Origin of the sequence: Paenibacillus lactis, assembly GCF_017873605.1 — a bacterium.
Lineage (GTDB): Bacteria > Bacillota > Bacilli > Paenibacillales > Paenibacillaceae > Paenibacillus_AQ > Paenibacillus_AQ lactis.
Genome location: NZ_JAGGKI010000010.1, coordinates 161,296 through 173,424 on the forward strand (window position 1 = coordinate 161,296; position 12,129 = coordinate 173,424).

A 12,129-nucleotide genomic window follows, 5' to 3' on the forward strand; every position below is an offset into this window, starting at 1 on the left:
CCGTTATTTACTTCAAACCGATTTCTTCCTTCGTGTAGTAGCCCGTATCCACAAGCTCCTTCTCGACATTGCTAGCGTCCACTGACACCGGTGGAAGGAGGTATGCCGGCACGACCTTGACTCCGTTATCGTAGGACTCGGTATCGTTCACCTCGGCCTCTTCACCTTTTATTACGCTTTCGGCCATCTTTACTGCCTGTTCCGCCAGCTGGCGCGTATCCTTGAACACCGTCTGCGTCTGCTCGCCGGCCACGATCGATTTGATCGAAGCAAGCTCCCCGTCCTGCCCCGTAATAATCGGCAGCGGCTTATCCGGCGTACCGTACCCTACACCCTTGAGCGAGGAGATGATCCCGATGCTGATGCCGTCATAAGGGGAAAGGACCGCATCCAAATGAGCGTTCGAATAATTCGCACTGATCAGATTATCCATCCGGGACTGGGCCAGCGCGCCGTCCCAACGGAGTGTCGCGATCTGCGCCATGGTCGTCTGCTTGCTGCGCACCACGAGCTTGCCGGAATCGATATACGGCTTCAGCACCGACATCGCCCCGTCATAGAAGAAGTACGCATTGTTATCGTCCGGCGAGCCGCCGAACAGCTCGATATTGAACGGCCCCTTTCCTTCCTTCAAGCCGAGCTTTTCTTCGATATAGGAAGCCTGCAGCACCCCGACCTTGAAGTTGTCGAAGGTCGCGTAGTAGCTCAAATGCTCGGTATTGCGGATCAGACGGTCATACGCGATGACCTTGATCCCTTGATCATGGGCCTTCTTGATAACATCCGTCAGCGTATTGCCGTCGATCGATGCAATCACGATGACATCCACGCCCTTGGTGATCATGTTCTCGATCTGGGCGATCTGGTTCTCAATCACGTCCTCCGCAAACTGAAGATCGGTCTTATAGCCTTTTTCCTGAAACAGCCGCTCCATGTTTTTACCGTCGGCCACCCAGCGCTCCGATGACTTGGTTGGCATCGCAAGCCCGACATAGCCTTTATTCGCATCGCCGGCATCCGTTTCGGCCAGGTTACAGGCCGTCAGGGCAACCAGCATGACCGCAATAAGAACACCCAGCATTCCTCTCTTCATCGGTTGTTCCCCTTTCCGAAAAGTTGGATCGAGAGCGCTTACATCCTAACCATCCGTAAAAGCCTCTCTGTATGAATCAGCATACACCCGCGGATGGAAAGGGTCTTTCGACAGATACAACCTTTTTTATAATTTTCATACTTTTGTGGCCTGATTGGATGGTTAAATGAATGGATGGATGAATGAATGGATGGATGAATGAATGGATGGATGAATCGATGAATGGATGAACGAGTGAGTGGATGAATGGAGGAGTGTGAATGGTAAACCTTCACCGGCTTCCCGGAATCGATCCCAGCGATGAATCCCGAAAAGAAAAAGTCCCTGCTTCGTTGGGAGCTCCAACCAAACAGGGACTGCTTGTTAATATACGTCAACCGCCCTTCTCTTCCTGAAAAGCGAGGCCCTTGCGATAGCCGTTCGGCGATACGCCCATCACCTTCTTGAATGCTGTGCTGAAGTAGTGCTGGCTGTCATAGCCGGTCCGCTCCGCGATTTCAAGAATAGACAGATCGGTGCCATTCAGAAGCTGGATCGCCTTCCGGATGCGGGTCTGGGTGATGAAGACGACAAACGACGTGCCCAGCTCCTTCTTGAGGGTACGGCTGAGGTAAACCGGCGAGACCTGCAGCGCCGCAGCCAAAGACTCCAGCGTCAGCTCCGGATCGGCATACTGCTCCTGAATCAGCTGCCTGGCCCGGCGAACCAGCGGAGACAGCTGGGCGTCACGGAGCACCGCCTCCCGGCAGGCTTCGTACGCGGCCGATATTCCTCCACTGTCGTCCCGTACCGGCTCGACATGCATTTGGATCGAAAGCTTCAAGTATTTCTGAACCGCCTGCTCGGCATCCGCACACGTCTTCGCGGGGATTTCATCCCACAGCAGCATGCCGATATGGCCCGTTCGGTCGCGGAACAGCACATGGGCAGCCGGCTGCAGCAGCTCGCCGATCATGTTCTCGATGGCGAACAGATACAGCTGCCGGTCGCTCTCCTTCATGAGCGGCTGGGGAACGGTCAGCTCGGGCCATCTCGCGATGCCTGCCTGAACGGGCAGCTTTGGCGGCAGGCCGAGGAATTCCAGCTGCTCCACGGCTTCAGACTCTTCAAGCTGTCCGTCAATCCATTCTTGGCAGAAGCGCTCGCGAAGGAGCGGGATATTCTTCTCGATCTGTTCCGATGCCTTCTTCAAATAGTTGCTCTGAATATGGCGCTCATCCAGCTCTTCCCTTACGCTGCGCAGCACCGATACGAGATGCTCCGCATTCACCGGCTTCAAAATATAATCCTTTACGCCAAGCCGGATCGCTTCCTGCGCATATGCGAACTCGTCATGGCCCGTGATGATCACGAAACGGCAATCAGGGCGTTCTTCCCTCAGCCTCTTCATCAGCGCGATGCCGTCCATGAACGGCATGTTCATATCCACAAGCGCGATATCGATAACGCGGCTGAGCGCAAGCTCAAGCGCCTCTTCGCCGTCTTCCGCTTCGGCTGCCACTTCCATGCCGAGCGCAGCCCAATCCACCGCATCCCGAATCCCCTCGCGGATGATCGGCTCATCATCGGCGATCAGCACTTGGTAAAGCACCTGGTTAGCCTTATTCATAGCCTATCTCCCCTATCGTTATCCGGCGGCGGAGGAATCGCAGCGAGCAGCGGGTGACGGATCGTCACCGAAGTTCCTTCGCCTTCCGTACTTTCTATGGTGATTCCGTAAGCCTCGCCGAACGTTAGCTGTATCCGGGCTTGAACATTCAGCATGCCGTAGCTGCGGCTACCCGCAGATGTCCCGCCCGCATCCTCATCCATGGCAGAGATCGGGTCCCGAAGCTTCCGGCGAAGCTCCTCGAGCCTGTCTTGCGGCATGCCCGCGCCATTGTCTTGAACGTTCAGAACCAGGGCATGATTCTCGGTATACGCCCTGATCGATATTCGCCCGGGTCCCCGGCGCGCCTTGATGCCGTGGTAAATCGCATTTTCCACGATCGGCTGCAGAAGCAGCTTAAGGACATACAGCCTTTCGGCCTCGGGCGCAAGCTCCAGCTGCGTCTGCAGCCTGTCCCGGTACCGGGTCTTCTGAATTTGCAAGTAGCTGCTGATATGCATCCATTCATCCTGCATCGGAATGATGTCATCCCCCTTGCTGAGACCGATCCTGAACAGGGTCGACAAGGATTCCACCAGCTCGGACACCTCATCCGCCCCTTTTTTGCGGGCCATCCAATGAATCGTATCGAGCGTGTTGTACAGAAAATGCGGCTTAATATGCGCCTGAAGGCTGCGCAGCTCCGCTTCCCGCTTCTGCCGCTCGCGCAGCTCGCTCAGCTTCATCAGCTTGCGAATCTGAAGCAGCATGCGGTTGAAGCTCCGGCCAAGCATGCCGACCTCATCCTGCCGGTTCCCCCAGTAGCGGATCGCAAGATCGCCGGACTCCGCCTTTTGCATGAACGACATCAGCTGCCAGATCGGCCGCGATATCGATTGCGACAATGTATACGAGGCAGTAACGCCGAAGAGGCAGACCATAAACAGGAAGCAGATTAAATAGAATCGGATTTCCTTCACTTCGTAAACCGTTTCGTTCGTTGGGAACACGCCGATGGTCCGCCATCCGGTGAAGGAGGACGTACCGTAAATCAGCTGCACCCGCTCGCCGTTCACCTCGCGTATGAACGTGCCGCTGTCCTGCTCCGGAAACCAAGACGGCGGTATGCTTGGAAGCAGGGAGTCGTCCGGCTTATAGATGCTGGATCCCCCAGCCTCCGTCACCATCAGGTACCCGTTCTTGCCCAGCGTCACATCCCGGGCCGCACGTGCTACGGTCCGAAGCTTCAAATCAATAAGGACCGCCCCGGTGACCTCTCGGGTATCCGGATCGACAAAGGAACGGACAACCGAAACCAGCTCCTCATCGGCATAATGCACGTGCGTTGTCACATTGCGATCCGACGGATGCCCGAGCACGGTAAAGATTCCTTCATTCTTAATGGCTTCCCGGTACCAAGCCTCATCCGTCAGCTTCCCGCTGCCTCGGGCATACATTTCGTTGCTGATATAGGCCCCTTCACGATTGACCACCAGAATAGCGGCAATCTCCGGATACAGCGTCGTAAAGCCTTGAAGATACTGGTGGATCTCGTAATTGTCCGCATCATCCTGATGCATCAGGCGGCGGTCCGAGGCGTATCCGGCATTTGCCTGTACGCTGTTCCCCGCCTGGGCCGGAGGCATATCCCCCTGGATATGTCCTTTCATAAACCGCTCCGTGCGGGGATCGAAGCCGATAAGATAGGTGATGTTCTGAAGGTTCTCCATCTCGTTGTCGAGCGTCTGATTAACCTTCCCGATCAATTGTATGGTATGACTTGTCACCTGCTGATCCACAATCCGATTAACCGTCCAGTTCACCAGCACCCCGAGCCCGATCGAGGGGAGAATGCCGATCATCAGAAACAGAATGACCAGCTTGTAACGAAGCGGCAGATCCCCAAAATGCAGCCACCGCTTCAGCCCCTGCCGCCATGCGCCCAATCCGTTACTTCGCATAGTAATCCTTCACATTCTCTTGGGTCACGATCGTAATGCCGGTATCGACCCGGGGCGGCAGAGGAGCGACATCATTGCCGAGCGTCGGCGCAGGAACGGTAAGGCCATGATGGAGATGGAACAAATATTGCAGCGACCAATACCCCATATTCCAGGTTCCCTGCGCGATCGTGGCCGAAATCGTTCCGTCCGATATCCGGTCGAGCGTCACTTTATTCGTATCGAACCCGATAATTCGGACGTCTTCGGCCCTGCCCGCGGCAATGGCGGCATCGGCGGCGCCGGCTCCCCCGTTCGCCTCCGTCGCAAAGATGCCCTTCAGCTCGGGGAACTTCTCCATCATGCGGGCGGCAGCTTCCTTGGAGGCGATAATATCTCCTTTGCCTTCCCTAATCTCCACCACCGACATGGCCGGATAGCTTTTCTCTAACGTTTCCCGGAAGCCCGCCGTCCGGTCATCGTGGTTCTGCTGGCCGGTTTGGGTAATGATGCCGACCTCCCCTTCCCGTCCAAGAAGCTCAGCCATCTTATCTGCAGCTGCCGCCCCGGCATTGTAATTGTTGGTCGCCAGGAAGGAGTAGGCTTTGCTGTCAGGAGCGTCCGCATCAAACAGGACGACCGGAATTCCCGCATCAACGGCTTTATTGATCGTTGGCGTGAGCGCCTTCGAATCGATGGCCGATAAAGCAATCCCTGCCGGCCGCTTGGCGATAACCTGCTCCAGGACGGTAATCTGCTCCTTGACGTCATATTGCGTAGCGCCGCGGTAATCGACGGTAACGCCAAGCGCGTCTCCGCCGTCCTCGAAGCCCTTCAAAATATTTTTCCAATATTCCATGCCTGATTGAAAGGTGACCATAACGTAGCTCTCGCCGATGCTGCCGTGAAGCCCGCCTTCCTCCCAGCTGGATGTCCGCTTGTCCTCAAGACGGTACATGAATACGTAAAGGAGAAATGCGACAATCAGCGCACCGTAAACCAGCATCATCTTCTTCATTAGCGGATCCTCCGATCATTCTCCTCTGACTCTCCTGATGGAATCGGTTACATACATGTGTATTACGACTATACTCCACTTTCCCGCCATATTTCAAACGATGCTGCAGCGCGAAAGACAGCAAAAACAGACTGCAATCGGCGCATGAAGCGAAGGATGCAGTCGTATTCGTATCCATAATGCAGATTATCGATGTCATACTCCCTGGAACTTATCGCCTGACACTCGGCCATACGGGTGTTCGCAGATGCCGTGCATGAAGAGATTCACGACATGACGCGCCAAATCCCCGGAAGGCCGCTTGCCGTTAAGTAGCTCCTGCAGCGTCAGCCTTTCGATGACCCCGACCAGACTTTCCGAAATGACCGCCATATCCGCTTCGGCCCGGAAATAACCTTCCTGCTGCTCGGCCCTTAAATTATTCGCGATCATTGCGGCCATTTCCGACTTGATGGCTGCAGATTCCTCGCTTATGTAAAATCCGATCTGGGTTGAATCAGGATCCTTGCCCAAATACTCAAATAAGCTTGTTAAGACAGCCAGCAGCCGATCGGGAACATCATCCTCCCTTATGCCGCCCTCCAGCCTGCTGCCTTCGATCAGCTCCTTCAGCCCGGACCGGAAATTCCCGACCAATTCCCGAAAGATCGCTTCTTTACTCTCAAAATACAGGTAAAACGACGGCTGGGTTAACCCTGCCCGGGATACGATGGTGCTGATCTTCGTATGATGATACCCTGATCTCGCGAATTCATTAGCAGCGATCATCAGCAGTTTCGCCCTGCTCTCTTGTCCGTTCGCACCCTTCTTGCGCAAAGATATCCAACCTCCGAATCTCATCCCGATGTACGTAGTTTTTGTCCATTATACTCTATGCAGGGAAGCTCCTGCTACAAAAACTGAGGCAAGACGAAAGCCCTAAGACTTTACACAAGAGCCGTAACGAGATAACGTTAAAGGGTAGGTCGCTGGAATTCAGCCATGAAGGAGAGCAGAACATGCAAGATCATTCTCAATCAGACCCGGCAAGAGCCGGGAATCATAACACGCAGGATCCGTCCGCCCGTCGCGTGCTGATCGTTACCGCGGTAGAGGCGGAACGGGATGCCGTCATGCGGGGATTAAGGAATGCGGACGGCTTCGATGTCATTGCAGCGGGCGTTGGCCCTGCTGCCGCGGCTGCTGCTGCCGCAACCCGTCTGGTCCGTTCGGCATATCGCCTCGTCATCAGCGCCGGCATCGCCGGCGGTTTCGACGGAAGAGCGGAAGTGGGCGGCGTTGTTATCGCCGATTCGATCGTCGCCGCGGATTTGGGATCGGAAACGGCGGACGGCTTTGCCAGCGTTCGGGAGCTCGGTTTCGGAACCGACCGGATTGAAGCCGAGACTAACGCATCCATTCGGCTTGTCGAAGCGCTGAAGCGCGCCGGCTTGCCCGTAAGTCTTGGTCCGATCCTGACCGTCTCCACGACAACGGGCAGTGCAGAACGCGCGGCAGGGTTAGCCGGGCAGGTGCCCGGCGCTGCCGCTGAAGGAATGGAGGGCTTCGGCGTGGCGACGGCTGCCGCTATGGCCTGCGTACCGGTCATGGAAATCCGCGCAATATCCAATAAGGTCGGTCCGAGGGATCGCAGCGCATGGCGGATTCCCGAAGCGCTGCGCCAGCTTGAGACCGCCAGTTCACTACTTCCGGAGGTGCTGTCATGAAAATTGCGTTTTCCCCTTGTCCGAACGATACCTTTGTATTCCACGCCTGGGTGCACGGACGGATACCGGGTGCCCCAGAGCTTGATGTATCCTATGCCGATATCGATATTACGAACCGCTGGGCTGCGGAGGACCGGACACATGACATTCTGAAAATATCTTATGCAGCCTTGCCGTGGGTACTCGATGAGTATGCCCTGCTTCCGTGCGGCGGCGCACTTGGCCGCGGCTGCGGCCCGCTCGTGCTGACGGCGGACAAGCTCACGGACGGCCAAACCCCGGCCAGCCCTGCATCTCTGTCAGGTCGCCGCGTGGCTGTTCCGAGCGATCGGTCCACAGCCTACCTGCTGTTCCGTTTATGGGCCGCAAAGCATGTACCCGGCGGGCTTGGCGAAATTGTCGTCATGCCGTTTGACCGGATCATGCCTGCCGTACGGGACGGCGAAATCGACGCCGGTCTTGTCATTCATGAAGCGCGGTTCACCTATCCTTCCTACGGCCTCAAGCTAATGACGGATCTCGGAAGCTGGTGGGAAGAGGATACGGGCCTGCCGATCCCGCTCGGCGCCATCGTTGCCCGCCGTTCGCTTGACCTTGGCCGCATTGCCGAATGGACCCGCGCCTCGGTCGAATATGCGTGGAAGCATCCGGAGGAATCCCGATCCTATGTACTGGAGCATGCGCAGGAGATGGATCCGAAGGTAGCGGAGGCTCACATTAACCTGTACGTCAACCCGTTCACGGCCGATCTTGGTTCGGACGGTTACAATGCTATTACGTCCCTGCTGGATCGCGCGGCTGACGAAGGGCTTGTCCCGCGGATCGACCCTTCGCTGCTGCGGCTGTAAGCCGGCACAGCCCATAAAAATTGCAGCACAACAAGAGGAACGCTCAAGAACCGGATATCGGTGTCTTATGAGGCGTTCCTCTTTTTTAGGGAAATCTATCACTCATTTGAAGGACATGTAAAGCGTAAAGCTGGCTTACATCTCCGGGCTTTCGGAAACCAGCTCGTACAGCTCCCGGTATATTGACACAATCTCCCCCATGGGCATGCGGACCAGTCCGCTGGAAGAGGGAGCCACAAAATCGCGGACCCCGTCAACAACGGAATCGGACTGCAAGCCCCATTGCGCCTTCGTCCTGCCGCTGAATTCGGTGTATACGCCTTTGCCGACATAGCAGGCGACTTGAGGTCTGTATTTCTGCAGCTTTTCCCTAAGCGTCTCCCGTCCTGCCCGGTATTCCTCGCGCGTAATATCCTCCGCCCCCCTGGTCGGCCTTGCCACGATATTGGTGAAGCCGTAGCCCAATTTAAGCAGCTCCCCGTCCTCGGAAGCGTCATAAAGCCGGGGCGTCAAGCCCGATTGATGCAAGATCCTCCAAAAATTGTTGCGAGGATTCGCATAATGATGCCCAACCTCCCCGGATCGCAAGCTCGGATTAAATCCGATAAAAATAATCGTCAAGCCATAATCCAAATGATCGCTGACTGTATTCATGCTGCCCTATTCCCTCCTGCCCGTAAGACGGCGTTAATGGGATGCGCTTGCCGCCGCACTGTTATTGCGCTTGCGGATTTCATGGATTCCCATCACGACGGCAATCAGTTCATAATCGCCGAGAACCCCGCTGCTGTTGTGCAGCCGGTAAGCGCCTGGCTGCAGCCATCCGCTGATCCTCGAAAACCGTGGGACAAAGCTTCCCCTGCCATCGCTTATCTCATATTCATTGGAAAAAGCCGGAGATACAATTTCATAAATGCCCCGATCTCCCGCATCATATTCGAATTTCTTGGTTACAAAGCTCATTCGCATACGCAGCACGCCAAGCTCCCTGTCCTCCGCGTCAACGACATTCCATTTGTTCGAGAAGAAACGGAAGGAGCCGCTGCATACCTTGGTCCTTGAGGCATCGTATACATCCAGTGAAGAGCTGAAGGCGCTTTTCAAATCCAGTGTGCCGATGCTTTCCCCATTCACATTCATAATATCTGTCCAGCCCGCGCTAAAAAAGTTATCCTTAAAATACAGATCCATACCCTTTCCTCCCCTCGCGCCTTGTTCGGATGCCGATAATTATATAACGTTTAACCGCCTGATTTCGTTTCGCATAAATGACAACAAGCCGGGAACCGATGATGTCTTCATTTGTCTAATTCATGAGGTGACGAATATTGGAGTACCTAAAGACGATGGTAGCCGCAGACGATGCCGGCTCAGTCCTGAAAGAGCTTATGGAGTCTTTTGGCCAGGATGTATGGAATTATGCCTATTTCCTTACGAAGCGCCGCGATGCTGCCGATGATATCAGCCAGGACGTCTTCCTAAGAGCCTTCCAGCATTTGAAGGATTTCCAAGGCCGCAGCTCCGTCAAGACCTGGCTTCTGACCATCACCCGCAATCTGTCCCTGAATTATCTCAAATCCTCCTTCATATCCAAAGTCTCGCTTGTGGGATGGCTCACAACCAGACAGGCCGGCCCTTCCGCCGAAATGGAGTTTTTGGATACGGAAGCGGTATCGCAGATCTGGAAGCATGTCATGCAGCTGCCCCAGGCATACCGGGAGGTGCTCCTGCTGGAATTTCATTTTCAGATGACCCGCAAGGAAATGGCCGAGCTGCTAGGCATCTCGGAGGGGACGATCAAATCCAGGCTCCACCGCGCCCGCGTAAGAATGGAAAATTTGCTGAGAGGAGAGGATGCCTAATGAATAAGGAATCGAAGCCGGATCGGCCGGAATGGGCCCGGGAGCTTGCAGCTTCCCCGTTCCGGGAGCCAATGTTCACGGAGGAGATGAAGGCCGATATTCTGAATCGCCGGAAATCCGCCGACTTGCAGCATTCGCAAGGCTTGGCGTCTTCTTGGAGGCGCCGCGTCCCTGTCCTGACTGCCGGAATATGTGCGCTCCTTCTGCTAACCGCAGTATGGGGATGGCAAGCGTTTCCCGCCCTTCGACAGCTTGTGCCTCTTAAGGGCCCCGGCTCGGCCTCCGAATGGACACCGCATACGCTGTATACGGAGAACGGGGAGCCAAAGCTTCAAGTGTTTGCCGGTGGAGACTACGCTGCTGGCGCTCCTGCGGGAGCGGCATGGTTCCTTATGTCGCCGATCGAGGAGCTTGAGGGCAAGCATGCCCGCATTACGGCCGTTCATCGGGATTCCGGCACGATCCTGGAGGAGCTGGCCGAGACGGAAATTACGGCGGACATGGCATATTTAGGCGGGCCGGACTCGTCATTCAAGGACGCGACGCGTATTGTTTCCCGCTTTGGACTGCCGCTCGCAGGGCTATGGAAGTTCGATCTGCTGATCGACGGAAAAAAATACGGCGATATCGTCTTCGATGTGCCTGACGGAAGCTGGGAGCCGAGCCCCTCCTTCGTTACCGATCGTTCAGAAGAAGAAGCGAAGATCGCTCCGTCCAGGGGCGCCCCTCCGAGAAGCGTAACGGGCGTGGAGGGTCGGCTTGCTTTCCTCGGCATGGATTTTGCCGCAGGCAAACCCAATAAGTATATGTGGCATTTCTGGGGAAAGGACGAGGAGCTGACCGGCGACTTGACGTTTACCGCCGTTAAACAGCATTCCAATGAGCTGATCGATGTATTTCAAACGGAAATCCGTCCCTCCCCGATGTACGGCGCAGATGCGATGCTCCCGTCTATGATGATGCTGCCTTCACCGGGATTATGGCGGATTATGGCTTCGATTGACGGACAGCTGTTTGGCAGCGTGGTTGTAGAGGTTCGATAGGCCTGCCCGAGCTGATCCATGATGTCGACAATGCCCGCTGATAAACGGCCCGACGAGCACACACATCTAAAAAAACAGCTGTCCCTCATCCGGCGGGACAGCTGTTTCCTTAATTAATATATAATATCCGATTATTCCGCACTCAACGCTTCCTTCGGTACTTCGATCTTGCTTACCTCATTATGCTTGGAATACGTGCTCTTCATCTTCATGTCGAGCGTCACTTTCTGACCTTCGGCTTCCATTTCCATCACCATGTCCAGATCGGTCGCGGTCGGCAAGTAGGTATCCTTCTGTATGCCGTACACGATGTTGATGCTCTTGATGTCCATCTGCTCCATCATTGCAGCCGTTTGCGGGTCACCGCCTGCCTGATTCATCATGGACGTTGCGAGCTCTTTCAAATTATCGCCGGAAACCTCCGCCGTCAAGACGTACTTGTCACCTTCATCGGCTACCTTCATATCCTTGGCGATCGACTTGAACTGCTCGATCTGCTGCTTAGGGCCGGCTGCGGCCATATCCAAGCTGCTGCGGATTTCCTGCTCCGATTCTTGAGGAATTTTCATCCATTGTCCATCCATCAACATATAGATGCCTTCCTCTGTAATATATTGCTTCATCTCGACTTTGCCTTCCGGCGATTCCATCGTCATGTTCTGCATCATTTCCATCGGCTCAAGCGTTACTTCCGAATCCAGCACCATGTCGATGTTCTGCTCGGCATTCTCCGTGCCTTCCACAACGATATTTTGTTTAATATCGGCTTGCATGGCAAAGCTCTTCATGCTTTGGGAAGCTTCCACCGATTTTTCCAGAAGCTCGTCAGCCGTCGGTGCAGCTTCCTCCTTCGGCTCCTCTTTAGCGTCCTCAGCCGGCGGCGTTTCCGGCGTCGTCGCTTCCTGTCCGGCAGCCGGGGTTACCGGCTCTTCTTTAGCCTCTTTGTCATTGCCGCATGCAGCCAATCCCATAACCAAAATTGTTCCAAGTAGTACCGCTGTCCATTTCTTCAAAAGAATGTCCTCCTAAAA

12 protein-coding genes are annotated in these 12,129 nt (G+C 55.2%); 4 read left to right on the forward strand and 8 right to left on the reverse strand.

Annotated elements, in window-relative coordinates; genetic code table 11:
* Nucleotides 1-7: 7 nt before the first annotated feature.
* The 5 genes from chvE to J2Z18_RS18970 all read right to left on the reverse strand — a co-directional run bounded on the left by chvE (nucleotide 8) and on the right by J2Z18_RS18970 (nucleotide 6,455).
* Entirely contained in the window at nucleotides 8-1,093 is a 1,086-nt protein-coding gene (chvE, locus tag J2Z18_RS18950) for a multiple monosaccharide ABC transporter substrate-binding protein (protein WP_007130853.1), read from the reverse strand.
* Between the two features lie 373 nt (nucleotides 1,094-1,466).
* Nucleotides 1,467-2,702, reverse strand: coding sequence for a response regulator transcription factor (locus tag J2Z18_RS18955; protein WP_007130854.1), 1,236 nt, complete (start codon nucleotides 2,700-2,702; stop codon nucleotides 1,467-1,469).
* Complete coding sequence (locus tag J2Z18_RS18960) at nucleotides 2,699-4,642, reverse strand: cache domain-containing sensor histidine kinase (RefSeq protein WP_210095174.1); 1,944 nt, start codon at nucleotides 4,640-4,642, stop codon at nucleotides 2,699-2,701. The genes J2Z18_RS18955 and J2Z18_RS18960 overlap by 4 nt, the downstream gene beginning before the upstream one ends.
* A complete protein-coding gene (locus tag J2Z18_RS18965) occupies nucleotides 4,632-5,639 on the reverse strand; it encodes a substrate-binding domain-containing protein (protein WP_007130856.1) in 1,008 nt (335 codons plus the stop codon). Before J2Z18_RS18965 ends, J2Z18_RS18960 begins: the two co-directional genes overlap by 11 nt.
* A 195-nt stretch (nucleotides 5,640-5,834) precedes the next feature.
* Nucleotides 5,835-6,455 carry a TetR/AcrR family transcriptional regulator gene (locus J2Z18_RS18970; protein WP_007130857.1) on the reverse strand — a complete coding sequence of 207 codons (621 nt, stop codon included), beginning with the start codon at nucleotides 6,453-6,455 and terminating at the stop codon, nucleotides 5,835-5,837.
* A gap of 182 nt (nucleotides 6,456-6,637) precedes the next feature.
* Here J2Z18_RS18970 and J2Z18_RS18975 point away from each other — a divergent pair, with 182 nt between their 5' ends.
* Together J2Z18_RS18975 and J2Z18_RS18980 are read left to right on the forward strand one after the other, a co-directional pair.
* The gene (locus tag J2Z18_RS18975; protein ID WP_210095175.1) at nucleotides 6,638-7,345 is read left to right on the forward strand and encodes a futalosine hydrolase; all 708 of its coding nucleotides are present in this window, start codon (nucleotides 6,638-6,640) and stop codon (nucleotides 7,343-7,345) included.
* On the forward strand, nucleotides 7,342-8,193 hold the full coding sequence (locus J2Z18_RS18980) for a 1,4-dihydroxy-6-naphtoate synthase (RefSeq protein WP_210095176.1): 852 nt from the start codon (nucleotides 7,342-7,344) through the stop codon (nucleotides 8,191-8,193). Before J2Z18_RS18975 ends, J2Z18_RS18980 begins: the two co-directional genes overlap by 4 nt.
* A gap of 135 nt (nucleotides 8,194-8,328) precedes the next feature.
* On the opposite strand, the gene J2Z18_RS18985 is transcribed toward J2Z18_RS18980, so the two are convergent.
* Nucleotides 8,329-8,847: a mismatch-specific DNA-glycosylase gene (locus tag J2Z18_RS18985; RefSeq protein ID WP_007130860.1), complete on the reverse strand. Its 519-nt coding sequence runs from the start codon at nucleotides 8,845-8,847 to the stop codon at nucleotides 8,329-8,331.
* 33 nt (nucleotides 8,848-8,880) lie between these two features.
* Nucleotides 8,881-9,384, reverse strand: coding sequence for a hypothetical protein (locus tag J2Z18_RS18990; protein ID WP_007130861.1), 504 nt, complete (start codon nucleotides 9,382-9,384; stop codon nucleotides 8,881-8,883).
* Nucleotides 9,385-9,539: 155 nt separating this feature from the next.
* Here J2Z18_RS18990 and J2Z18_RS18995 point away from each other — a divergent pair, with 155 nt between their 5' ends.
* Together J2Z18_RS18995 and J2Z18_RS19000 are read left to right on the forward strand one after the other, a co-directional pair.
* A complete protein-coding gene (locus tag J2Z18_RS18995) occupies nucleotides 9,540-10,055 on the forward strand; it encodes an RNA polymerase sigma factor (RefSeq protein WP_040738902.1) in 516 nt (171 codons plus the stop codon).
* Entirely contained in the window at nucleotides 10,055-11,098 is a 1,044-nt protein-coding gene (locus J2Z18_RS19000; RefSeq protein ID WP_007130863.1) for a DUF4871 domain-containing protein, read from the forward strand. Before J2Z18_RS18995 ends, J2Z18_RS19000 begins: the two co-directional genes overlap by 1 nt.
* A 131-nt stretch (nucleotides 11,099-11,229) precedes the next feature.
* On the opposite strand, the gene J2Z18_RS19005 is transcribed toward J2Z18_RS19000, so the two are convergent.
* Entirely contained in the window at nucleotides 11,230-12,111 is an 882-nt protein-coding gene (locus tag J2Z18_RS19005) for a DUF6612 family protein (protein ID WP_007130864.1), read from the reverse strand.
* Nucleotides 12,112-12,129: the final 18 nt, after the last annotated feature.